The organism is Rheinheimera maricola (assembly GCF_016918075.2).
GTDB classification, from domain to species: domain Bacteria; phylum Pseudomonadota; class Gammaproteobacteria; order Enterobacterales; family Alteromonadaceae; genus Alishewanella; species Alishewanella maricola_A.
The window spans coordinates 435,889-461,701 of record NZ_JAERPS020000002.1 but is presented as its reverse complement, the minus strand read 5'-3'; the positions used below and the strand labels follow the sequence as shown (position 1 = coordinate 461,701).

Sequence of the window (25,813 nt, the reverse complement as noted above, 5' to 3'; positions counted from 1 at the left end):
GCGACATATTGTCGCAGGGCTAGTGTTGTTCCTGCATAAAGGGGTTGGGCAGCTGCTGCCAATGCTGCTCACCTTGTGCTAATTCTGCGTCGGTTAGCAGGCAGGCGTTTAACTGTATGTTGGGGCCCTTGCCGTTTGTGCAGTAGTTTGCGGTTATATAAATGGGCGCTGATTAGCAGCATGCCGCCGCTTAGTGATAGCGCGGCTTCGGCCTCGTTTGGGGCAAACAGCGCGGCAATCAGCAGCAAAAAGCCGGCTAAATAAATTTATTAACAGCAGCGCGGGATTATCTGTGCGCAGGCATTGCAGTGTAGTCGAAAGATGTTATAACATAACAATATGCAAAAATATGTTATAACGTAACACTTAGGCCGTCAAATATGTCTGCACAGGTGTTTCAGTTTAATTGCAACATGGAGTGATAATGTTTAAACCAACTCTGTTAACCGCAGGCGTGTTTGCTGCTTTAACGTCAACGGCTTATGCCGACAGTATTAAAGGCATGGTAACCGACGCTGCCGGTAAGCCGATAGTGGGTGCCCGCGTGCAGCTAATAGGTACTAACGGCGAAACCCGCACTGATGACAGCGGCCGTTTTGTGTTGGCCACGATAAATGCCGGTGAAGCCGAGCTGCATATAGAGGCCGCGCGCTTTGCCCATCGTAACGTGCATTTAGACGTACCTGCACAAGGGCTGGATAACCTGAGCGTTGTATTACTGCGTACCACGATTGAAACCATAGATGTTAAAGCCAGCCCGTTTCATGCTTCAGCTACGGAATCATCGTTACCGGTAAGCGTACTGGCCGGTGACGCGCTGAAAATGCGCCAGGCCGCCACACTTGGCGATACCCTGAAAAACGAAGTGGGTGTGCACTCCAATTTTTACGGTGGGGTAAGCAGTAGCCCGATTATCCGTGGCTTAGACGGCCCGCGGGTATTAGTTACCCAAAATGGCCTGGATGCCGGTGATGCCTCACGCGTTGGCCCGGATCACAACGTGTCGGCGGAAGCCAGCACTGCCACCCAGATTGAAGTACTACGCGGCCCGGCCACCTTGTTTTACGGTAGCGGCGCCATTGGCGGTGTGGTTAACGTAGTGGATGAGCGTATTCCTACCGATAATACGACCCGCGCCGAGTGGATGTTACAACGTGAGTCAGTTAACAATGAAAAACTGGCGGCGGGTTCTTTAGTCACCGGCGCAGGAAATGTGGGCGTTTATATAGACGGCTTCTGGCGTGACAATGACAGCTATAGCATACCGGGCTTCGCGGAAGCAGAGCCGGATGCAGGTGCAGTAAAAGGCAAGGTTGCTAATACTGCAGCTACGGCTAAAGGCTTTACCTTAGGTAGCAGCTATTTACTGGAAAATGGCTATGTTGGCTTATCTTATGGTCGCTTAGACCGTGAATATGGCATTCCGGGCCACTCGCATGGCGGCCATGAAGCACATGATGATCATGCTGATGAAGCAGAGGAACACGCTGAAGAAGCCGTATTTGCTGATCTTACCCAGCATCGTGTGCAACTGCTGAGTGAGCTGAACTTTTCATCTGGTTTGATCCGGGCGGTAAATACTCGCTTAGCTTTTACCGACTATGAACATGCTGAAGTTGAGGCCGGTATTGTCGGTACCACTTTCAGTAACCAAAGCACAGAAGCACGTATTGAACTACTACACCGGCCTTTTCAGGAATGGCGCGGCGGTTTAAGCCTGCATTATAAATACAGCGATTTTGACGCTGTCGGTGCTGAAGCCTTTACGCCGCCGTCAGAAACAGAAATGCTGGCGCTGGGTTGGATGGAAGAACACCATTTTGGCCCCTGGCTGGTGCAGCTGGGCGCCCGTATTGAACGGGTAACTATTGATGCCACTGATGCGCTGCTACCTGATATCGGCGCCCATGGCGACGAAGGGCATGAAGACCATGGCCACGAGCATGATCACGGCCATGATGCAGAGGTTATCCGCGTATTTGATGTACGTCAGAAGTTTACGCCTTACAGCTTGTCGGCCGGTGCCGTGTGGGATTTTGCCGAAGGCTATAACCTGGGGCTATCGTTATCACGTTCGCAGCGGGCGCCTTCAGCATCAGAGTTGTTGTCATTTGGCCCGCATATCGGCACTGCGTCTTATGAAGTAGGTGCAATGTTTATGCTGGACGACAACGAATTTGTGTTAAATAGCCAACCGATTGAACTGGAAACGGCAAATAACCTGGATATTACCCTGCGTAAATTCAGCGGCAATACCGGTTTTGTACTTAACGCCTTCTATAACCAGGTTGATAACTACTACTACCAGCAAAATACCGGCTTGTTTGCTGAAGATGGCCATGACCACGGCGAAGAGCATAGTGATGAAGCAGAGCATGATCACAGCGGCGAGCTGCCGGTATATCTGTTCACCGCGGCCGATGTTACTTTGCATGGCTTTGAAGCGCAGTACATCTGGCAAGTGAATGATCCGTTCAAACTTACGCTGCAAGGCGATTATATTCGCGCCCGTTTAAACGGCGGCGGCGATTTACCACGTACGCCACCGCTGCGCTTCTCGGCTGAACTGGCTTACGAGCAAGGTACCATTAGCGCTGATGTGCGTGCTACCCGCTATATGAAGCAAGATAATACCGCTGCGCTGGAAACCGCCACCGACGGTTATACCCTGCTTGATGCCAGTGTCAGCTACCGTTTTGATATCGGCAGTTCGCAGCTAACCGCTTACCTGAAAGGCCAGAACCTGACCGACGAGCTGGTGCGGGTACATACCTCATTTTTAAAAGATATTGCTCCGCTTCCTGGCCGCTCTGTGGCACTGGGCGTGCGTGGCAGCTTCTGATTTTTTTGCCGCAGGTAGCTTGCGTTCCTGGCCTGCGGCAACTTTTTATTTTATACGGAGATTTTATGTTACAACCGCAAGTAAAAACCAAATTGAGTCTGGTGGCGTTACTCATAGCGTCATCAATGTTAACGGCCTGTGGCGACAGCACGACTAATATCGTGGAAAAAGACCCGATCGCGGTAGATGATGAGCATGATCACGGTGATGATCATGACCATGATCATGGTGAGATAAGCACAGCCGGCCGCCTGGTGATTTCAGCGAAAGACTCTAACCTGGTATCGGTTTACGAACTGAAAGATGGCAGCCTGCTGGATACCTTTGCTGTGGCCGATACACCGTCGGCGTTAGCGGCATCACCGGCTAAGCGCTATGCGTTAGTGGTACAGCGCACAACTGACCGGGTAGAGTTTGTTGATGGTGGTTTGTTTCAGGAAGATCATGTCGACCACTTGCACGTTTACCAGCAAGCGCCAGAGCTGACCAATTTTGTGCTAAGCGACAGCCGGCCAACCCATATCACTGCTACCGACAGCCAACTGGCGGTGTTTTTTGACGGTGATGCTGCAAGCTCTGCACCAGCCGCCGTAGCGGTAATTACTGAAGCTGATATTACTACCGATAGCAATGGCTACCCGGTGCTTAACTACAGCATTAATATGCATGGCGCCGCTCAGGCGCGTGGTGATTACTTAATTTCCACAATCCGCGATACTGAAAGTGCGACAACGTTACCTGACAAGGTGGCAGTGTATGAACAGCATGGCGACCATTACCACCAAGAGCAGGCATTTGACGAGCTATGTCCTGGCTTACACGGCAGCGCGCAGAACGAACACTTTATCGCCTTTGGTTGTACCGATGGCGTACTGCTGGTTGAGCAGGATGGCGTGACGTTTACTGCCAGCAAACTGGTTAACACTGCCGATTTTAGCGGCACTATGCGTATCGGTACCTTAGTAGGTACAGAGCACGCCGAACATTTTGTTGGTTTTGCCGGTGCCAGTATGTTTGCTATTCACGCTGAAGATGGTGAAATGGAGCTGGTAGACTGGCAGAGTAGTGAGGGGGCCGGTGTTATCGGCTACGGCTTTGCTGATCATGGCGAAAAGTTTGTGCTGTTGGATAACCAGGGTTATTTAACCATTCTTAGCTATCACGGCCATGAGCACGAAGCTGCTAATGTAGGTGAAGTGGAACAACCGGCTTTTGAGTTTGCCGCCAAGGTACAGCTGACCACCGCCGATATTAGTACTATGCCTGCCGGCAGCCGCTTTGAACTGGCGATATCGGCCAGTGATGACAAGGTGTATGTATTAAACCCTATTGATAGCAGCCTGCTGACTGTGGATATTGGCGATGGCGAAGTAGTGGCGACTAAGCAGCTGAACTTTACGCCACATAAACTGGTTTGGTTAGGTATTGCTGAAGCAGCCGAAGCGCACGATCACTAAATCCCACCACGCTACTCGTTTACCTAAAAGCCGTTAATTGCAGTTAACGGCTTTTTTATTAGATTAAGCGCAATCTCGTTGAGAATTATTCGTATTTATGCTTAGATAGCGTATCTTTTACGTTTCCTCTTTTCCCTTCAGGAGTTTGGCGATGAAATCAGTTAAGGCATTCAGTTTAGTTAGCGCAGCAGCGGTTACCGCGCTGTGTAATATGGCTGCAGCGCAGGCCAGCGAAGTTAATATTTATTCTGCCCGGCAAGAAGAGCTGATTAAGCCATTGCTGGATAAATTTAGCAATGAAACCGGTATTAAAGTTAACCTCATCACCGGTAAGCCGGATGAGCTGATTAGCCGTATGGCCAGTGAGGGCCGTAATAGCCCGGCCGACGTCTTAATTAGTACCGACGTTGGCCGTTTATACCGTGCTAAGCAACAGGGTGTACTGCAGGCGATTGAGTCAGATGTATTAACTGCGACTATTCCTACTGAAATGCGTGACCCGTCTGGCCAATGGTTTGGCCTGACCATGCGGGCGCGGCCAATATTGTATGTACCGGGTAAAGTAGACCCTGCCCAGTTATCTAGCTATGAAGATTTAGCCAGCCCACGCTGGAAAGGCCGTATTTGCATCCGTTCATCCGACAATATCTATAACCAGTCGATGACTGCCAGCATTATTGCCCACGATGGCGCTGAAAAAGCCGAAAGTTGGGCTAAAGGCTTGGTGGCCAACTTTGCCATGCCACCCAAAGGTGGCGACCGCGACCAAATTAAAGCCGCTGCAGCTGGAGTTTGTGATATTGCCATCGCTAATACCTATTATTTAGGCGGTATGCTGGCTGACCCTAAAGAGAAAGCCGCAGCTGAAAAAGTAAAAGTATTTTGGCCAAATCAGGCAGGTCGTGGTGCCCACATTAATATCTCTGGTGCCGCTGTCGCCAAATATGCGCCGAACAAGGAGCAAGCGGTTAAGTTACTGGAATATATGACCACCACTGCAGCTCAACAGTGGTACGCCGAAACTAACCACGAATATCCGGTGCGTGCAGGCGTAAAAGTCAGTACCATTTTACAAGGCTTTGGTGAGTTTAAAGCAGACCAGTTGCAATTGGACAAATTAGGCGAATTAAACGCGGAAGCCATTCGGGTAATGGACCGCGCTGGTTGGAAATGATACTTGAACTCAATAGGTTATAAAGTGGTGGGCGTCAGATGATCTCAGGCTGGCGCGACATCTGGCGCTGGGCAGTTTTACTGCCCGCTTTGCTATTAGCGTTACCGGTAATAGTCATTTTTGCCAGTGTATTGACGCCGCAAACGGAAATCTGGCTACATTTACGCCAGACTGTGCTGGCTGACTATGTGATAAATTCACTGCTGTTGGCCAGTGGCACCGGCGTGGGTGCGTTATTGCTGGGTACAGGCAGTGCCTGGTTAGTTAGCCAGTACCAGTTCGTTGGCCGCCGTGTGTTGCAATGGTTACTACTGCTGCCGTTGGCCATGCCGGCCTACATTATTGCTTACACCTACACTGGTATGCTCGACTTTGCCGGCCCCCTGCAGGCTGGACTGCGCGAACTTACCGGCTGGCGCTTTGGTGATTATTGGTTTCCTGAAATTCGCTCCCTAGGCGGCGCAATTATCATGTTGTCGCTGGTGTTATACCCTTATGTATATATGCTGGCACGCACCGCCTTTTATGAACAATCGGCTTCGCTGTTTGAAGCCAGTCGTACTTTGGGCTTAACGCCAAGGCAGTATTTTTGGCAGGTGGCTTTGCCACTTGCCCGGCCGGCAATATTAACCGGCACTGCACTGGCGATGATGGAAGCTTTTGCCGATTACGGCACGGTACAGTATTTTGGTGTAACCACTTTTACTACCGGTATTTTCCGTACCTGGTTTGGCATGGGAAGCCAACTGGCTGCGGCCCAGCTTGCTGCTATGCTAACTGGCTTTGTGCTGGTACTGCTCCTTCTGGAGCGTTGGTCCAGACGTAAGATCCGTTATTATCATCAGGGCCAGCGCAGTCAGCCGGCGATATTACGGCGGTTAAAACCCACACAGCAATTTGGCATATTGTTATTGTGCAGTTTGCCGGTGTTATTTGGTTTTATTGTGCCGGCAGTCCAGCTGTGTAGCTGGGCGCTGAGTAATTACCAGGTTACGCTTAATCAGCAATTTGCTACCTTGGTGTGGAACAGCTTTTCTTTAGCGGCGATAGCGGCACTGATCGCAGTGCTGCTGGCACTGCTTTTTGCTTATGGTAAACGGCTGAGCCGGGATATTGTGGTGCAGGTGCCGGTAAGGCTGGCATCTCTGGGCTACGCCGTGCCTGGCACGGTTATCGCTATCGGTGTGATGCTACCGTTGGCCTATCTGGATGGCCGTATTGATGCTTTAGCTGAGCAGTGGTTTGGTATACGCACCGGGTTAATTTTCTCTGGTACCTTGTTTGCGCTAGTGCTGGCTTACAGTGTGCGCTTCCTGGCGGTATCATTGCATAGCGTGGAAGCAGGGCTGGAGCGAATTAAGCCCAGCATGGATAATGCCGCCCGCTCATTGGGCTTTACGCCGCTACAGGTACTAAAAAGAGTACATGTGCCGCTGCTGCGTTCCAGCGTATTAACAGCGTTGCTGCTGGTATTTGTTGACGTATTGAAAGAGCTGCCCGCGACATTGATTTTACGACCATTTAATTTTAATACTCTGGCAGTGCGCACTTATGAATTGGCCTCAGACGAGCGTTTAGCTGATGCCGCCTTGCCGGCGCTGGCAATAGTAGTGGTAAGTTTATTGCCGGTTATCTTGCTGGCCCGCTCGGTACGGGCCGCTAATGAAGGGGCGCATTAATGCTGGATTTACAACAAGTTGCCGTGGCATACGGTGGTCATACTGTGGTAAAGGACGTTAGCTTATCATTAGCGCAGGGCCAGATCGGTTGTCTGGTGGGGCCGTCGGGCTGCGGTAAAACGACCTTACTCAGGGCGATTGCCGGGTTTGAACCGGTTGTCTGTGGCAGTATCAGACTGCAGCGACAACTGGTGAGTAGTGCTAGCGAGCAACTGGCGCCTGAGTTGCGTCAGGTCGGCATGGTGTTTCAGGACTTCGCCTTATTTCCGCATTTAAATGTGGCTGACAATATTAGTTTTGGTTTGCTTAACTTATCTAAGGCCGACAAGGCCAGCAAAGTAAAACAGTTGTTGCAGTTGGTGGGCTTACCTGAGTTAGGCCAGCGTTATATTCATCAGTTGTCCGGCGGCCAGCAGCAACGGGTAGCGCTGGCGCGGGCCTTAGCGCCACAGCCTAAAGTGTTGTTGCTGGATGAGCCGTTTTCCAGTCTGGATACCGAGCTGCGCGAGGGCTTAGCGCGAGAAATTCGCCAGATTTTGCAGCAGTTGCGCATTACCGCGATAATGGTTACACACGACCAGAACGAAGCCTTTGCCATGGCCGATATGATAGGCGTAATGCAGCTGGGCCAGCTGCAGCAATGGGCTACGCCTTACGAGTTGTACCACAAACCGCTGAATCGCTTTGTCGCCGACTTTATTGGCCGCGGGGTATTGTTGCCCGGCACTATGTTGGATGCGCAACGGGTGCAAACCAACCTGGGGGTATTTACCCAGCGCTATGTTAGTAACGTGCAAACGGGCGATAAGGTAGATGTATTAATTCGACCGGACGACATTGTGCATGACGATGCCAGCGGCATTACCGCGCAAGTGGTAGAAAAAGCCTTTCGTGGTTCACACATACTGTATCAACTAAAACTACACAGTGGTGAGCAGGTGCATTGTCTGGCACTTAGCCACCACAACCACGCCGTTGGCGAGCAAATAGGTATCCGCCTCGATTTAGATCACTTAGTGTTGTTTCCGCGCTTAAGCTAACCACAGGCCAACAAACTGCCAAAGCAGCGTCCGCCGCCGTTTTTTATAAATTTTAAAGCACTATATCAGCGCTGTAGTGGTTCAGCCGTTTTAGAACGCCTAGTGCGCCACAGCGGCAGTAACAAGCCTAAGGTGAACAGGGCAAAAGACGAGGGGCTAGTTACGCTTGCAGCCGTCTGATTGCCGGGCAAGTTGCCGCTGAAGGGCTCATAACCTATTTCCAGCATGCTGCCATTTGCGCTGGCGCTTAATGACTGGCCAATTAGGGTGCCTTCAATATGGCCCGTTCCGGTTACCGCAGCATTAGGCGCAAGAATACTGCCGTTAACAAAAGTATTTAGCTGCAACTGTGTGGCCTGGCTGAAATTGAACAGTATTCGGTCGCGGTATTGGCCCTGAATATCATCTGAGATAGCCGTGTTGTTACCATGATAACCTGCCAGTGTAATATCGGAGGCATGACTGTTGATCACTATAGTGGCGCCTTGCTTGATATTGCTAAACACAAGATTGCTAATGTTGTTTATATCGCCAAGATCGAAAACCAGCAAATCAGAGACACCGTCGCCGGTTAAGAACCACTGGCTCCACTTATACTCTGCCTGACCATTTGTTTGTTCATTAATTAAAGTATCTGATAAGGCGCTGAGGTAATGATAGGCAGCATTGAAATCGATGTAGTCTGGCTGATACAGATAATTCCCGTTGCTCCAACTGTGTGCTGTGACATTGCCGCCGTAATAGACAGTACCGTAATTTACCTGGTTTTGCTCCAGCCAATATGCTGATGCCGGCCCTATGCCTGCATTAGTGTCAAGCTGTTGCTGCGGGCCGTTATATATAGTGCCATGCTGGATGTTGATATCGCCACCGACCACCAACGATGGCAGTTGGCTGTTTACCGGGTTACGGTAGCCAATATCAAAGCCGTTTGTCAGGTTGCCACCTATAGCCAGACGTCCTTCAATATCTGACGCAGCAGAGACATCGGCAAAAAAGAAGCCGCTGTAGTTTTGCGCGACGCCCAGATTAATCGGAGCAGCCTGCGAATTGCAGCTTAATAGCAATAATGCTGGCGTAATCAGGTACGATAACCCACGTAAAATGAGCGACATAGCACATATTCCTTAGCGTTTGGTAGAAATCTTGATGTTATGACAGCGTTGTCAACAGCGCGCATTATAAAGAAGTTACAAAAATTAGTCTATTTGCACTAAAAAATATTGGCGTTGCCATTAACTGTGCAGGGTCAATCAAGTAACCAGACCGGCAAAAGTACAGCTACACTGCTGCGCTTATACTGTTGGGCCGGCTTAGTCTTTCGCTTGCTCGGGTGCCTGGTTACTTAGCGGGTAGGGAAGAAAGATAAAGTAGGCTAGTGAGCGCTGGTAAAATGAAAAAAGGCGCTCAAACCCTGCAGCGCCCACCAGGAAAAGCAAAAGTAGTTTAATCGAGTAATGCTGTAATCTTGTCGGCGACAGCACTAATGCCGACAACGCCGTCTAAATGACCAAAGTTGCCAGGTATTTCAGCGTATTGTGGCGTATTGCCCGCGGCTGTCATCGCCTGCTCGCTGTGTTTACTTAGCGCAGGTGGTAACAGCAAGTCACCACTTGCTGGCAAAAACAATGTTTTAGCGCTAATACGGCTCACCGCCTGCTGCCAGTTATCGGCCATGCCGGCGCGCCAAAGCTGCGAGGCGCGCACCAGATATAAAATATGGTTTGCGTCCTGCTTTTCTGCGCGTAGCCGCGCCTGAGCTAACAGTTGTTGCCAGGCCAGGGGCTGGGCATCAATATGTTGATGCAGCTCTGTATCGGCACTTATGGCCGGGTATCGCGGGTTAAAGCCATCTGGGTGCAACGCATCTTGCGTTATATACGCCAGAGCGGTACTCAAGCCCTGCCAGGGCTGGCCTTTGTCGTAGTAGTTACCGTTATTCCACTCAGGGTCCTGCAATATTGGGTAAGCCCAGCGTTGTAGTTTAATCACGCTGTAAGTATCCATGTAGGCGCTGCCAATTACCGGAATTAATCGTTGCACCTTGTCGGGGTAACGTACCGCCCATTCTATCGCCTGAAACGAGCCCATCGAAGGGCCTATTACAGCGTGCAGTTTTTCAATACCGAGGCTATCGAGCAGGGCTTTTTGTACCTCAACAAAGTCGCCAATGGTAACTACGGGAAAGGATAAACCGTAGGGCTTATTAGTCGCGGGGTTAATGCTGGCTGGGCCAGTGGTAATCACATTGCTGTCAAACACATTGGCATTCACAAGGGTGTCGCTGCTGATAACATAAAACTTATTGGTATCGATTGCTTTACCGGGGCCGATAATGGCATCCCAGTAGCCGGGAGCTGCATCATCTGCCTGGTATTTACCGGCGGCATGGCTGCTGCCAGAGAAAAAGTGGGTAATTAATATCACGTTCGATTTATCGGCATTTAACTTGCCATAGGCTTCCCAGCCTATATTTACTGGCGCGATAACCTGGCCATTTGCCGTAGTGAAGGTGTCGAGGGTGAAACGCTGTTTTTCCACTACTAATGGCTGTGCCGCAACGGCAAAACTGAGTAATAACAACCACGTCGCATGTAGCCGCATGTGTGCTCCTTAAAACCACTGAAATAACATAATCGCTAAGGCGCTACCGAGCACCGGCACCAGCACACTAACCACTGCCACCGGCCAGTAAGCGTTTTGGTGAGTTTCGCCACAGATAGCACGGATAGTGGTAACCACATAGCCGTTATGCGGCAGAGAGTCTAAAGCACCGGAGGAAATGGCCACAACCCTGTGTAACTGTTCAGCGTCAACGCCACGGTCGAGATAATGTGGTGCAATTTCTGGCAGTGCTATTACCTGGCCGCCAGACGCCGAGCCGGTTAAACCGGCAATGGCGCTAACGGCCACAGCGGCACCTAGTAGCTCGGGGCCGGGTAAATGTGTCATATACTCCACCACGCTGGCAAAAGCCGGCGTTAATTTTGCCACTGAGCCAAAACCGACTACTGCAGCGGTATTGCCAATAGCCAACAAGGCACCCAGCACCCCTTCATTAGTGGCTGCAGCCGGGTTGTGTAGAAAACGAAAATTCAGCAGATACAAGCTAACTACGCCACCTGACAGGGCGACAATCAGTGCGGCTTGCTGCAGGCTGTCATGTAGTAAAAACGATAACAGCAGCACCACCGCCAGTGGGATAATACCCATTAACGGGTTGGGTAAAGCGCGATCGGTAATTTCTGGATCGCTGCTACGCTGTTCAAAGTGCTCGCCACTGGCCACGGCGCGTTTTAACATCCACATCAGGGCGGCATAGCCCGCTAGTGCCATAAAAATGGCCACTACAATACTTACCTGCCAGCCGGCGTAAGGCGTGGTGCCTAAATACGGGATTGGGATCCAGTTTTGAATTTCCGGCGAACCGGCTGACGTCATGGTAAAAGTAACTGAACCCAGCGCCAGCGCTGCCGGAATAAAGCGCCGCGGTAAATTAGCGCCTTTAAATAAACTTACCGCCATTGGATAGGCTGAAAACGCCACTACAAACACGCTGACGCCGCCATAGGTTAATACGGCACAAGCCAGCACTACTGCCAATACCGCTTTGCCCTGACCGAGCTTTTTTACGATAGCAAGTGCTACTGCATCTGCAGCGCCAGTGTGCTCCATGAGCTTGCCGAACAATGAACCGAGCAAAAACATTAAAAACCAGGCGGCAACAAAGCCAGAAAAGCCCGACATATAACCATGTACAAAATCCAGTTTGTCGCTGAGCTGCCAAAACGGAATGCCGTTAGTGACCGCCACCAGCAAGGCACACAGTGGCGCGCTAATAAACAGGTTGAAACCACGCATGGTGAGTACGATCAGTAATCCCAATCCGGCCAGTAACCCCAGAAGACTCAACATCTTGTTATCCTTATGCTCATTTTCGTTTAGTCTGATACAGGACGGCAGTCATCACCATAGTACTAAGGTACAGGTTAAATATTCTGCGTTTGCGCCTACAGTAAGGCTACACAAATAACAACAAGATCATGTGAACTCAAACAGCAGGAGAGCCAAGATGGCCCATAACTATAATACTGATGTACCGCACAAGTTTAGCCGCCCGTTACTTAAGCCCAGTTTAGTTGCCCTGGCGATCAGCAGCTGTTTTGCCCTGCCAACCATGGCACAGGAAACGGCAAAAGATGTAGATGAAGAGGTAAAGCTGGAGCGCATTGAAGTTACAGCTCGTCGTACTATTGAAAATTTACAGGAAGTGCCGGTGGCGGTAACCTCCATCGGCGCTGCCGACATTGCCGAACGCGGTATCTCAACGGTAGTAGAGATTCAGCAGTTTTCGCCCAATACCACTTTGCAACAAAGCCGTGGTACCAATTCAACGCTAACCGCCTTTATTCGTGGTGTAGGTCAGGAAGACCCGTTATGGGGTTATGAGCCGGGCGTGGGCATTTATGTTGATGATGTTTATGTCGCAAGGCCACAAGGTGCAGTACTGGATATTCTTAATGTTGAACGTATAGAAGTACTGCGCGGCCCACAAGGTACGCTGTATGGTAAAAATACCATTGGTGGTGCGGTTAAGTACGTAACTAAAGAAATGAGCGGTGATACCGAATTTGCCGTCAACCTTACTGCCGGTTCTTATAAACAGGGCGATGTAAAGCTAACCGGTCAAATACCGCTAATCGACAATCAGCTGTATTTAGGCTTTGGTTATGCCAACTTACAACGCGATGGTTATGGTAACTTTTTAACGTCAGCTTTGTCGGGGCAGAACAGCGAAAACTACAACAAAGACTTGCAGGCCTACCGCTTTACCTTGGAATACCGGCCGAATGATGCTGTATTTATGCGGTTGAATTACGATAAAACCGAAGATGACTCTAACGCCAAAGGCGGATACCGCTTATTACCGAGTTTGCTAACCGACGCGCCGGTGCCAGATAGCGTCTATGACTCGTACACCAGTATGCCAACCTGGAATACGGTAGAAACCGAAGGTGTTGGCCTGACCATTAACTGGGACATCAACGACAACTGGACGTTTAAGTCGATCACTTCGCAACGTGAAAGTTATTCTAAAACCAACATCGATTTTGACAATACTTCACTGGATATCTTTGACGTACCCGCCATTTATGATGACGAGCAGTTTACCCAGGAGTTCCAGCTTAACTACCAGACAGACGGTTTTAAAATGGTGTCTGGCGCCTACTACTACACTGCTGACTCTTGCGGTGTATTTGACGCCATACTGGGCGTGTTGGGACGAGGTGCTTTTGGCACGCCTGGCCTGACGCGTGAAGTGGGCGGCTGTAGCAATGGCGACAGCACGGCACTGTATGCACAAGGTAGCTATGATATAGACGAAAAATGGTCAGTAACGGCCGGTTTACGCTACACCAAAGATGACAAAGAAGCCGTAGTACGCAATGGGCTTATTTTTGCAAACGTGTATCCAGAATCAGGTTGGGTACCAGGCTATGTGCGCCCTGAAGGGTTAACCACACCGGTAGTGCTGGACGACAGCGAAAGCTGGTCGAAAGTGACACCTAAAATTGGCGTTGAGTACCAACATAGCAGCGACATGATGCTGTTTGCCAGTTATAGCCAGGGCTTTAAGTCAGGCACGTTCAACCCACGCGCTACGACGGCGGAACCTGCTGCTGATCCGGAAGATGTTGATTCATTTGAGGTGGGTATCAAAAGTGACTGGAATGACACCCTGCGCATCAATGCCACTTTGTTTATGTTAGATCATAAAGATCGCCAGTATATTTCGGTGATCCCGGACGAAGATGATGCTTCTGCATTAAATCAGCGTTTAGGCAACGTGGGCCGCTCAGAAGCTACCGGTGTTGAAGTAGAAGTTACCTGGCGCGCCAGCCGTGAGCTGGAAATTTACGGTAACCTGGGTTTAATCGATGCGAGCTTTGAGGAGGCAGTGTCTTTTGTCCCGGGCACCGGTGCTGTGGATATTTCCGATCGTTTCTCGGTGACCAATACGCCGGAAACCACCATGAATGTTGGCTTTAGCTACAACATGATGACCGATTTTGGTGATGTGATATTTAACGGGAATTACAATTACCGTAGCGACTATGCCGTGGTTGAGTTAGACAACCTGTTAACACAAGACGGCTATTGCTTACTGAACCTGGGCGTAACCTGGTTAAGCAACGATGGCCACTGGAGTATAGCCTTGCATGGCAAAAACCTGACTGACGAGGAATATCTGGTAGGTAACTATGCCTTTATCGCGCCGGATCCGGCTAACCCAGGCCAGTACATCCCGGGCTTAGGCGGTGATAACACATTGATTGGCTATTACGGTGCGCCACGTACGGTAAGTTTAAGTGTGGGCTACCGTTTCTGACAACAAAACACTTGCCGGGGCGAAAGCCCCGGTACATTATGGGCGAAAAGGCTCAGAATCGGATTTATGATTGCTCTAATCGCTGACGACCACCCGCTGTTTCGGGTGGCTTTATCTCAAGCCTGCGCCAATATTCTTGGTAGCGATGCCTTATTACTGCAAGCTGAAAATATGCAGCAGCTGTGGCCATTGTTACGCGCCCATCCTGATACACACTTTATTTTCCTCGATTTAAAAATGCCTGGCTCCGACGGCTTTACTGGCTTAACGGCGCTACGTACCGAATACCCCGATGTACCGGTGATCATGGTGTCAGCCGAGGAAGATCCGGTGATTATTAAGCAAGCACTCACCTTAGGTGCCGCCGCTTACATTCCAAAATCTGCACCACTGGAACTGTTATCTGAGGCCATCGCTGCGGTGTTAAACGGCGATAGCTGGTTGCCCGCCGGTTTGGAGCAAGACGTGCAAAATGCCAAAGCGCTGATAGACGATGATTTTGCCCGCCAACTGGAGCAATTAACACCGCAACAGTTTCGTGTGCTGAAGATGATTGCCGATGGCTTACTGAATAAGCAAATTGCTTACGAGATGAACGTGCAGGAAACCACCATTAAGCAGCATGTGTCGGCAATCTTGCGCAAGCTGAATGTGAATAACCGCACCCTTGCTGGCATTCTGTTCGAAAAATTGCGCCTGCCAGACTCGCACTAAGTACGCAGCAGGCGGCTAAATAGCTTTTTCAGTGCCACCGCTTTTAATGGCTTAAGTAAAAAATAATAACCCGCATTGAGGGCAGCTTCGCGTATTTGTTCGCTATGATCGGCAGAGTGAATGATCACCGGTGCCTGCACTGCAAAGTGCTCGGCCAGTTGGACTGCAACCTCTACGCCGGTGGCGCCGTTATCCAGATGATAGTCAAACAGTAGTAAATCGGGTTTCAGGCCATGCTGCAGTGCTTGTAATGCCTCACTGGGTTGTCCAACCGCTGTTACCTCTATCCGCCAGCTGCGCAACAACTCAGTAACTGCCGCACGCAGCTGGGGCTCGTTATCCAGCAGTAATACTTTTTTGCCACTAAAGTTGCTGCTTAATTCCTGCGGCCTGACGGGCGGATGCAACAAAGCCGGCTGGGTAGTTAACGGTACATAAACACTGAAGCAGCTACCTTTTCCCGGCGTCGAGTGCAGTGCCAGTTGGTGGCCGAGGATGCTGCTAATACGCTTGGCAATCGCCAGCCCCAGGCCTAAACCGTTCTGGTTTTGTTGCTCACCTTGCTGGAACTCGTCAAAAATACGTTGTTGATCGTGCTCGGCGATACCGATACCGCTATCCAGTACACAAATTTGTAGCTGCTGACCACGGCGCTTTACCCCGAGCAATATTTTGCCGCTGTCGGTATAGCGCACCGCATTGGCCAGCAAATTCTGAATAACGCGTTTGAGCAGCTTACGATCGGTTAGCACCACTTGCTCCGAAGGCCGGTAGCACAGCCGTAAGCCTTTATCCTGCGCCAGGATTGCCGCATCACGGGCAATGTCATCGAGCAAATTGTGCAGGCTCACCGGCTGCAGGTTGGCGCTGATTACGCCAGAATCTAACTTAGTTAGCTCTAAAATGGCTGCCAGCAGTTCTTCTGCTGAATTAAGCGAGCTGATTAAATTTTGGCTGAGTTGTTTTAAGTCTGGTTCGGTTTGTCTGTCACGTAACAAGCTGGCAAACAGTGCCGATGCATTAAACGGCTGCATTAAGTCGTGGCTGGCTGCGGCAAAAAAGCGCGTTTTTGCCTGCGTGCTCTGTTCCAGTTTTTGCTGCGCCTGCTGCAACTGGGCGTTTAACTGTTGTAAGGCGGCTGTGCGCTCGGCTACCCGTTGCTCCAGTTGTTGCTGGGTATCGACGAAGGCACTGACATCACTGTAAGTGGTAACAAAGCCACCACCGGGCAGCGGATTACCCTGCATTTCCAACACCCGACCATCTTGTTGGCGGCGTTGAAATTTATAGGCACTACCTTGTTTTAAATAACTTAGCCGTTTTTGAATTTCGGCATCAATATCATCGCTGTCAATCAGGCCGCGTTGCAGGTTAAAGCGGATAACGTCTGCCACCGGCCTACCAACCTCAACCAAACCAGACGGATAGTGAAACATGTCGATGTAACGTTGATTCCAGGCAATAAGCCGCAGGTCGGCATCAACCACGCTGATGCCCTGGCTGATATTGTCGATAGTTGAGCGCAGCAGTGCTTGGTTAAACTGAAACACCTGGCTGGCTTCGTCAACAAAACGGGCAACCGAGTCCAGTGGCAGCGCAGCATGGCGGCCACTGGCTTGCATGATCAATCGCATAGAAGCGCCACCGACGACGGCTGCCAGGCTGCGCTCGGCAGCTTGCAGTAAGTTTGCCGGTGCCAGCTGTTGTAATGCTTGCGGCTGCTTTAAACTGCGCTGCAGCAGGCGTTGGGCTTCTTTTTCGCCGGCAAAACGCTTTACCAGCAAGTAGCAATCTTGCACTGATAAATTCAGCGGCCGGCTAGGCGCGGTGTTAAGCTGGGTGCGCAAAAAACGGCCGCTCTCCAGCCACTCACCAACCCGGGTAACGCTAAAGTGGCTAACCAGCAGCACCAAAGCGCAGTTCAGGCTGAGACTGACTAACACACCGATACTGATTATGTCGGCATTTAAACCAAACAATTGCTGTGGTGCCAGCAACTGCCAGCCAAATGGACCTTGTGTCAGCCAGGCGCTGCCAATTAAACCGGCGCGGCTAAGCTCGGGTAGCAAAATAATGTAGGCCCAGGCTAGCGCACCACCGCATAAGCCGGCAACGGCACCCTGGCGGTTAATATTACGGCTAAGCAAGCCTAATATCAGCACCGGTGCCAGTTGGGCCACCAAGGCAAAAGCCATTAATCCCAGTTGAGCTAAACCGGTTTCAGTACCAATCCAGCGGTAATACACATAGCCCAGTGCCATCACGGTAAGCATGGCAATTCGGCGCAATGTCGCCACTTTAATATGCTTACTGCCATCGGCCTGTGCTGCTGGCGTTCGGTATACCAGCGGCGCCAACAACTCGTTGGTGATCATAATACCCAGTACCACAGTGGCAACCACTACCATGCTGGTCGCTGCAGAAAAGCCGCCAAGATAAGCCAGCAAGGCGATATCTGTGCGCTGCGCCGCTAACGGTAGCTGCAGCACAACCAGGTCGATATTGGCATCCACCCCCAGCAACATCACGCCGGCTAAAGCCAGTGGTAGGGTAAACATGCCCATTAGCAGTAAATACAGCGGAAAAATCCAGCGTGCACTGCGCAAATGCCCCAGATGTTGGTTTTCCACAAAGGTGACATGGAACTGGCGTGGTAAGCACAAGGTGGCCGCAAACCCCAGCAACACATGCAGCCAGTAGGTATGCGCCGGCAGCGCCCTTTGCTGCAGTTGTGCTACTGCCGGGCTAGCGGCTGCCAGTTCAAATATTTGGCCAATACCGTCGTACATACCCCAAAATACAAAGGCGCTTATCGCCAGCAGTGCCAGCAACTTTACCAGCGATTCAAACGCGATGGCGGTCATTAAGCCGGGGTTTGGTTGATGCGCTTTGGCACTTTTGCTGACAAATAGCAGGGCAAATATCGCCATCCACAAGCTAACGTACAAGCCGGTATCACTATACCAGGCAGTGCCTGGTGCACTGTCGACCAGCGTATTTATGCTGGTAGAGACCGCATGCAATTGCAACGCGATATAGGGAATAACCGACATGAGCAAAATGAGAGTAGTAATAACCGCCAGGCTGCGTGAGTGGCCAAAACGGGTAGCGATAAAGTCGGCTACAGAGGTAATACGGTAGCGGCGACAGGCAATAGCAATACGGGCAATGAGCTTAAAGCCAAACCAAAATAGTATAAAAGAGCCGATGTAGGTGGGTGGCATCCACCAGCCATTAACGGCAGCTTGCGCCGTTACGCCATAAAAGGCCCAGGATGTGCAGTAAATTGACAGGGCGAAACTGAATACCCAGGGCGCCAGTGGGTGCTTGCTGTTAATACGTTTGCCGAAGTGACCCACGCTAAATAAGATCAACAAGTACACTAGTGAAAGTGCAGCTATGGTGCCAAGGCCAATACTGCTGCCGTTTAAGATCATTTGCTCAGGCGCTGTCATTTAGTTACCACAACGCCTGATTGTGCCTGAGTTTTCGCCACTGAGCTAGCGCGCCGTCCAGCCACCGTCTAGTACCATAGTTTGGGCGGTAATATGCCGTGCTGCCGGGCTGCACAAAAACGCCGCAGTAGCTGCAATTTCATCGACGCCGATAAAAGCTTTTTGCGGCATAGGTGCCAGCATAATTTGCTCAATGACCTGTTGCTCGGTCAGATTATGTTCTTTCGCCTGGGCGGCTATCTGTTGCTCTACCAGTGGGGTTTTTACGTAGGCCGGACAAATAGTGTTAATGGTGATGTCTTTATCCGCGTTTTCCAGCGCAATCACTTTACTAAACCCGAGCAAACCGTGTTTGGCGGCAACATAGGCTGATTTAAACGGTGATGCCACCAGTGCATGGATAGAACCAATATTAATGATACGACCGAAATTGCGGCTGCGCATGCCCGGCAGTACAGCACGGCTTAGCATTGCCGGGCCGGTTAGCATTACATTGATTAGCTGCTGCCACTTCTCTGGCGGAAAATCTTCCAGCCGTGCCACGTGTTGAATGCCAGCGTTATTGACCAGGATATCGGGTTGGTATTGTGCAGTGCAGGCCGCAATTGAAGCCGCATCAGTAACATCCAGTACGATACCGGCGGCGTTGTAACCCTGGGCCCGCAGGTCTGCCACTTTGCTGTCAATCATCGCGGCTTGTAAATCCGCTAACACGACTTGGTGGCCTGCGCTGGCAAAGTGGTTGGCAATGGCAAAACCAATACCGCCGGTGGCGCCGGTAATAACAATCTGCATGCTGTTTACTCCAAAATTAGCTACTAGCGCCATGCTAGAAGCAGAAACGCCCGGCGGCAACGGTACTTTAGTGCTACATCAGGGCTAGGCTGCTTAAAAGCAGTTAGCCGGACAATGTTGCTAACAAGCTTGGTTAAAGCCATCTAAACGGCTAGCAAACAAAAGTAGATGCTGATGGTTTGTCATGCTTGCCAATTGTGCTAAATTTGCCGGCTGAGAATGAAATTACTTTGGCTTAGGTGTGCAGTTTTAAGCGATTAAACTGCTTTTTTTCAGCGTTTTGCTGTTCATTCCCACCCAGAGCTATATAAATGCAACACAGTGCTACAAATGCGCCCTATGGCATAGCACCCATAAGACTGAGGAAAAATTATGTCAGCTACTGACAACAGCGCGAACGCCGAACCGGGCAAGCGCGGCTGGTTTACCCGTTTTCTTGATACGGTGGAATGGCTGGGTAACCTGCTACCACATCCCGTTACCTTGTTTGCCATGTTTGCTCTGGCTGTTGTGCTGGGCAGCGGTATTGCGGCTTATTTTGATGTCAGCGCGCTTGACCCGCGGCCTGAGGGTACCGCCGGGCGCGCAGCTGATGGCGTGATCCGGGTGGTAAACCTGGTTAGTGTTGATGGCCTGCAACGCATTGTGTCGAATTTGGTTACCAATTTCACCAGTTTCCCGCCACTGGGCGTGGTATTGGTGGCATTGTTAGGTGTAAGTATTGCCGAACACTCCGGGCTTATTTCTGCCGCTATGCGTGGTTTAGTGATGGGCGCGTCAAAACGCATGGTTACGGTAACCATCGTATTTGCCGGCATTATTTCAAACACCGCCTCTGAGTTGGGTTATGTGGTGCTAATTCCGATGGCGGCGGTTATTTTTCATTCCCTGGGGCGTCACCCACTAGCCGGTTTAGCTGCTGCTTTTGCAGGTGTATCGGGTGGTTACAGCGCTAACTTGTTTATTGGTACTGTCGATCCGTTGCTGGCTGGTTTTACCCAATCAGCAGCCAATTTAATTGATCCAAACTACACGGTAGGGCCGGAAGCCAATTGGTTCTTTATGATAGCCAGCACATTTTTTATTGCCGCTTTAGGGGCCTTTGTTACTGAAAAAATCGTTGAGCCCAAATTAGGCCGTTACGATGTTAGCGAAGCCGCGGTAGATTTAGGTGCGCCACAACTGGACAAGCTTAGTGTGGTTGAAAAGCGTGGCCTTAAAGCTGCCGGCTTAGCTTTTTTAGCGCTGGGAATATTACTGGCCATTAGCGTTGTGCCAGAATGGGGCCCTCTGCGACACCCTGAAACCGGTTTGGTCGCCGGTTCGCCTTTTTTAAAGGGCATAGTGGTGTTTATTTTTATCACCTTTGCTATTCCTGGTTATATCTACGGCCGTGTTGTCGGCACGATGAAAACCGATCGTGACGTGATAAATGCCATGGCAAAAAGTATTAGCTCAATGGGGTTATACATTGTACTGGTGTTCTTCGCGGCTCAGTTTGTGGCGTTTTTTGGTTGGTCTAATTTAGGCTCTATTTTGGCGGTGAACGGCGCCACCTTATTGCAGGATATTGGCTTAACCGGGCCCGGATTATTTGTCGTATTTATTGCTATGTGTGCCTTAGTGAATTTATCGCTGGGTTCAGCGTCGGCGCAGTGGGCCATTTTTGCGCCTATTTTTGTACCCATGCTAATGATTGTGGGTTACTCGCCTGAAGTGATCCAGGCGGCTTATCGTATTGGTGACTCAGTTACAAACTTGATTACACCAATGATGAGCTACTTTGGCCTTATTTTGGCGGTGGCTGCGCGCTATAAAAAGGATTTAGGTATCGGCACGCTGATCGCCACCATGCTTCCTTATACCATGGTATTCTTTGTCGGCTGGGTGGCATTGTTTTACCTGTGGGTGTTTGTCTTCAACCTGCCGGTGGGGCCGGGTTCGCCAACCTACTATCAATTTGGTGGCTAAGCGCGTTTAACAAGCGATAAAAAACCGCAGTCAACGGCGGTTTTTTTTATTATTAATTGATAGCGGTAGACTCGCGCACCAACAGTTCCGGAATAAACACCGGTTGTTTGTCCGATAAAGTTTTGCTGGCATTGGGCTTAGTATGACGGAATAACAGTTCTGCTGCTTGCTGCGCGATGGTGACGTTGGGCTGATGCGCTGTGGTTAGTGGTGGCCAGGTTTGGCGCGAAAACGGACTGTTTTCAAAGCCGGCGATCGCCAGTTGTTGCGGAATGGCAATATGCATTAGCCTGGCACTAAACAGCGCGCCGGCGGCAATTTCGTCGTTACAGGCAAAAATTGCTGTTGGCTTTTTGCTTAACTCCATCAGTTTTTTCGCGCCTTGCACCCCTGATTCAAACGAATAACTGCCTGGTACGATGAACTTAGCATTGGCAGCAATGCCACGCTTGGCCAAAGCAGCCTGATAGCCGGCAAGTCGTTCGCCACTGGAGCTATGCTCTTCATCACCACACAAAAAAGCGATGTCGGTGTGGCCGAGCTCCAGCAGGTGGTTGGTAATTTTAAAGGCGGCGGTAAAATCGTCTATCAACACACAGTTACTTAATTTAGGCGAGGGCGTAGAGCCGGAGATAATCCGCACAAAGGGCACGCCAATGGTTTCCAGTGCGCTGGCTATATGTGGCATTTCTGAAAACGGCGGGGTCAGCACTAAGCCGGCCAGTCTGGATTGCCGCACTAGCTCTAACACTTCCTGCACTATATCCGGCGATTTAGCGTTAGTCGGATGAATAATAAGTTCGTAACCGTGTTTACGGCATGCGTCTAATAACCCGCGCTGCATATCAATAACGTAATAAGCATTGGGGTTATCGTAAATATAGCCAATGCTGAACGAGCGGCTGCTGGCTAAGTTGCGTGCCGCCGCGTTAGGCTGATATTGCAGCTCGGCAATGGCGGCCTGCACTTTGTCTACCGTGTCTTTACGTACAGAGGGTTCATTGTTCATTACCCTTGAGACGGTTTTAATAGACACCCCAGCATGGTGGGCAACATCATTTATAGTTACTTTCATGGCGTCACTCCGCCCCTTAAAATCGATGGTAGCGACAACTAACAGGCTGCCGATACTGATTATGTAGATAATTGATGACAGCGCTGGTCATTAATTAGCTTATTTTAAACTAATGGATACCTGTTTTTTGCCTTAACGGCAAACACTAATTGCAAAAATTAAACGCTATTTAGACAACTTTGTCAGGTATTTAACGAGCGTGATTTATTAAGTGATTGATATAGTGAAAATTATTGTTTTTTGGTGGTGGCTGACGTTTTAATGCTGCTGCACACTTCATCAGCGGGCATATTACAGCCTGGCAAACAGCTGTTACAAATTTCGTTTAAAATTTCGTCGAATTCGGTTTGCAAAGCTAAAATTTTTTGTGTATGTTCAATACCAATGACAGCGTTGTCATTAAGTATCCAGGAATTAAGACAACAAAATTAAAGAGCAGGAACGGGAGAAGCATATGCAGCACAATAAAATTAATAAATGTGCCTTAGCAGTAAAACTGGGGTTGTTAGTGGGCAGTGCCGTATTGGCTATGCCAGCGTTTGCCGCCAATGAAACAGAAAAAGCTGAACAGGTTGAGGTGATCGAGATCCGTGGTATCCGCGCCTCGCAGGAAGCCAATTTAAATGCTAAGCGTTTTTCAAATTCCATTGTCGATGTTGTGACAGCGGAAGACATTGGCAAGTTTCCTGACAAAAACGTGGCAGAATCTTTGTCACGTATAACTGGTGTAGGTGTAAGCCGTGAGTTTGGTGAAGGCGAAAAAATAACGGTTCGTGGTGCTAGTTCATCTACTAACCGTACCTTGCTAAATGGTCAGACGGTTGCAACAGCAGATTGGTTTATTCTGGACAACCCAGGTCGTAGTTTTAACTACACTATGTTGCCCTCCTCACTGGTGTCTGATTTAGAAGTGTATAAATCACCACAGGCCAGCATTGATGAAGGCTCTATAGGTGGCACGGTGATCCTGCGTACCCGCAAACCGCTGGCAATGGAGGCTAACTCGATTAACCTGTCTCTGGAAGGTCAGTATTCTGATTCATCAGAAAAGTGGGACCCGCAGGTTTCTGGTATGTACTCCTGGAAAAATGAGGCAGAAAGCTTTGGTGTGCTGGTGTCAGCAATCAAGCAAGACCGTAAGGTAGTGCGGCAAGGTTTTGAAGTTCTTGGCTGGCCAACTAATGCTGATCTAGATGCCAAGGTACCTAGCCATATCGGCGTGCCTCGCTTTGAACAGGACAGAGAACGTGAAACCTTGTTCCTGTCGTTACAGTCCCGGCCAAACGACCAGTTAGATATGGTGTTAAATGTTCTGGATTCTAAAGTCGATGCTAACAACCATAACCAGAATTGGTTGATTTTTGTCAACAACAATGCCGGTTCACTGAGCAATACCGTAGTTGAAAATGGCAGCATTGTGGCGGGTGAAGTGGCCTCAGGTGGTACTGCCGCCTATAACTTTATTAACCGGGTATCATCAACCGAAACCCGTGCGATTGACTTCGATCTGACGTACAGCGGTGAGACATATGATCTACACACGCAAGTAGGCCATACTGAAGCGAAAGGTGGTACTTACCGTGAGACCTCTTGGGAGTACGGCCCGGCTGGTGGCACCGGATACAACTTTGATTTACGCGGCGGCACGCCAACCGCCAATACAGACGTGGACGCTGCAGATCCTACGCAATTTCGTCCCGGCTGGATATGGGGTGGTGAAAAACCCACTACTGATGAAGAAACTTATGCACAGTTCGATTTGACCATTCCCGTTCAAAAAGGTGCATTCACCGCTATCAATACTGGCGCCAAGTACCGTATGGCTGAGCGCACGCAAGACCGTGTTGCTTACAGCTGGCATGGTCCGCAAACTATGGTAGGAAATGAAGGTGTTGCCGGCGACTATTTAAGCCATATTTTTGCGACCTGCTATGACTGGGCACAATGTGGTTTGTTCAATGGCACGGTAAATATCGATGCCGTGGTTAACGGCAATATGACTCAGCAAATGGCGCATAACCGCGCAGCGATGGAAGAAATTGCATTTGTCGGTCTAAATGGCGTACCAGCCGATTTTGCTAAGTCAAAAAACTTGGCGGAAATCTGGGCAGTAGAAGAAGATATTTTAGCGCTGTATGTACAGGGTGATTTTGAAGGTGAAGGTTTCCGCGGCAATATCGGTGTGCGTTATGTTGATACGCAGCAGACGTCGGGCGGTTATGAGTTCTCTGGTGATTCCTGGGGGCTGTGGACTATCGACCGTGAATGGTTAACACCTGAAGTATTAGAGTGGGTTGAAACGGATAACGATTACAGCGAAGTGTTACCAAGTTTAAACATCGCTTTTGATCTGTCAGACGAGCAAATCCTGCGCTTTGGTGCTGCCCGGGTAATGGCGCGGCAGGACTGGAACAATATCTCGTCGTCCATCACTTATGGCTCATTAAATGTGGCACAGCCTACCGGCAGCGCCAGCAACCCGCATTTAATGCCGCAAATTGCAGATCAGTTTGATTTATCGTGGGAATGGTATTTTGATGCTTCAGCATTGTTTGCAGTTACCTATTTCCACAAAGATGTGAAGAGCTATCGCAGCTTCTCAACCTTTGTTGATCAACGTTACTGGGAAGAAGGCGATGAATGGGTTGATGTAACCTTTACCCGTCCGGAGAATGGCCCAGGTGGTACAACAGATGGTTTTGAAGTGAGCTACCAGCAAGCCTTTGGTGATTTCGGTGCCAGCGCAAACTACACCTATACTAATGCCGAGCGGGATGAAGCGCGCGATCTGACTAAGCCTGGTTCAGGTTTGGTGGAAGGTACGTCACGCCACATGATGAATGCCAGTGTTTATTATGAGAACGATAGCGTGAGTGCCCGATTAATGTATAACTACCGTACCGAGTGGTATAAAGGTTTACATTTCAACGGAGATGAGCTGTGGAACGATAGCTATGGCCAGTTGGATGCCAGTTTTGGTTATAACTTGACAGACAACATTACGCTATCGTTGGAAGCGGTGAATTTAACAGATGAAAAAGTGGTGGAGTACAACACTGATGCTGCCCGATTATTCTCGATTTATCAGAATGGCCGCCGCTTCGTTGCTGGTGTACGAATGAACTTTTAATTTAGTAACACGTTCAATATAGTTGTAAAGGTTGATGCTGTGCTGCAGCATCAACCTTTATTTTTTCCGCTATTAAAAGAGGTTAGAAAC

Annotated in this window: 15 protein-coding genes; 9 read left to right on the top strand and 6 right to left on the bottom strand. The window is 49.9% G+C overall.

The features are described 5' to 3' along the window. The first annotated feature begins 424 nt into the window (after positions 1-424). The 5 genes from I4W93_RS07815 (at position 425) to I4W93_RS07795 (ending at position 8,192) form a co-directional block, all read left to right on the top strand. Complete coding sequence (locus I4W93_RS07815; RefSeq protein WP_205309671.1) at positions 425-2,842, top strand: TonB-dependent receptor; 2,418 nt, start codon at positions 425-427, stop codon at positions 2,840-2,842. 65 nt (positions 2,843-2,907) lie between these two features. Then, on the top strand, positions 2,908-4,299 hold the full coding sequence (locus I4W93_RS07810; protein WP_205309670.1) for a 5-methyltetrahydrofolate--homocysteine methyltransferase: 1,392 nt from the start codon (positions 2,908-2,910) through the stop codon (positions 4,297-4,299). A 151-nt stretch (positions 4,300-4,450) separates the two neighbouring features. Beyond that, entirely contained in the window at positions 4,451-5,473 is a 1,023-nt protein-coding gene (locus I4W93_RS07805) for a Fe(3+) ABC transporter substrate-binding protein (RefSeq protein ID WP_205309669.1), read from the top strand. Between the two features lie 38 nt (positions 5,474-5,511). Further along, positions 5,512-7,152 carry an ABC transporter permease gene (locus I4W93_RS07800; protein WP_205309668.1) on the top strand — a complete coding sequence of 547 codons (1,641 nt, stop codon included), beginning with the start codon at positions 5,512-5,514 and terminating at the stop codon, positions 7,150-7,152. Further along, entirely contained in the window at positions 7,152-8,192 is a 1,041-nt protein-coding gene (locus I4W93_RS07795; RefSeq protein ID WP_205309667.1) for an ABC transporter ATP-binding protein, read from the top strand. Before I4W93_RS07800 ends, I4W93_RS07795 begins: the two co-directional genes overlap by 1 nt. A 65-nt stretch (positions 8,193-8,257) precedes the next feature. Here I4W93_RS07795 and I4W93_RS07790 read toward each other — a convergent pair whose 3' ends face one another. The 3 genes from I4W93_RS07790 to I4W93_RS07780 all read right to left on the bottom strand — a co-directional run bounded on the left by I4W93_RS07790 (position 8,258) and on the right by I4W93_RS07780 (position 12,107). Further along, on the bottom strand, positions 8,258-9,307 hold the full coding sequence (locus tag I4W93_RS07790; RefSeq protein WP_205309666.1) for a choice-of-anchor A family protein: 1,050 nt from the start codon (positions 9,305-9,307) through the stop codon (positions 8,258-8,260). A gap of 331 nt (positions 9,308-9,638) precedes the next feature. After that, positions 9,639-10,796 carry an E22 family MetX-like putative esterase gene (locus I4W93_RS07785; RefSeq protein WP_205309665.1) on the bottom strand — a complete coding sequence of 386 codons (1,158 nt, stop codon included), beginning with the start codon at positions 10,794-10,796 and terminating at the stop codon, positions 9,639-9,641. A gap of 9 nt (positions 10,797-10,805) precedes the next feature. Further along, positions 10,806-12,107: a GntP family permease gene (locus I4W93_RS07780; RefSeq protein WP_205309664.1), complete on the bottom strand. Its 1,302-nt coding sequence runs from the start codon at positions 12,105-12,107 to the stop codon at positions 10,806-10,808. Positions 12,108-12,264: 157 nt separating this feature from the next. Between I4W93_RS07780 and I4W93_RS07775 the strand changes: the two genes are divergently transcribed. Together I4W93_RS07775 and I4W93_RS07770 are read left to right on the top strand one after the other, a co-directional pair. After that, positions 12,265-14,583 carry a TonB-dependent receptor gene (locus I4W93_RS07775; RefSeq protein WP_205309663.1) on the top strand — a complete coding sequence of 773 codons (2,319 nt, stop codon included), beginning with the start codon at positions 12,265-12,267 and terminating at the stop codon, positions 14,581-14,583. Positions 14,584-14,649: 66 nt separating this feature from the next. Next, positions 14,650-15,297, top strand: coding sequence for a response regulator (locus tag I4W93_RS07770; RefSeq protein WP_205309662.1), 648 nt, complete (start codon positions 14,650-14,652; stop codon positions 15,295-15,297). Here I4W93_RS07770 and I4W93_RS07765 read toward each other — a convergent pair. Next, on the bottom strand, positions 15,294-18,752 hold the full coding sequence (locus tag I4W93_RS07765) for a hybrid sensor histidine kinase/response regulator (RefSeq protein ID WP_224673327.1): 3,459 nt from the start codon (positions 18,750-18,752) through the stop codon (positions 15,294-15,296). The genes I4W93_RS07770 and I4W93_RS07765 overlap by 4 nt on opposite strands. 45 nt (positions 18,753-18,797) lie before the next feature. Next, positions 18,798-19,547, bottom strand: coding sequence for a 3-hydroxybutyrate dehydrogenase (locus tag I4W93_RS07760; protein ID WP_205309661.1), 750 nt, complete (start codon positions 19,545-19,547; stop codon positions 18,798-18,800). A gap of 372 nt (positions 19,548-19,919) precedes the next feature. Between I4W93_RS07760 and I4W93_RS07755 the strand changes: the two genes are divergently transcribed. Next, a complete protein-coding gene (locus I4W93_RS07755; protein ID WP_205309660.1) occupies positions 19,920-21,518 on the top strand; it encodes an AbgT family transporter in 1,599 nt (532 codons plus the stop codon). Positions 21,519-21,570: 52 nt separating this feature from the next. Here the strand turns inward: I4W93_RS07755 and I4W93_RS07750 are convergent, their stop codons facing one another. Next, positions 21,571-22,593, bottom strand: coding sequence for a LacI family DNA-binding transcriptional regulator (locus I4W93_RS07750; RefSeq protein ID WP_205309659.1), 1,023 nt, complete (start codon positions 22,591-22,593; stop codon positions 21,571-21,573). Positions 22,594-23,047: 454 nt separating this feature from the next. On the opposite strand from I4W93_RS07750, the gene I4W93_RS07745 reads away from it, so the two are divergent. Next, on the top strand, positions 23,048-25,723 hold the full coding sequence (locus I4W93_RS07745; RefSeq protein ID WP_205309658.1) for a TonB-dependent receptor: 2,676 nt from the start codon (positions 23,048-23,050) through the stop codon (positions 25,721-25,723). Positions 25,724-25,813: the final 90 nt, after the last annotated feature.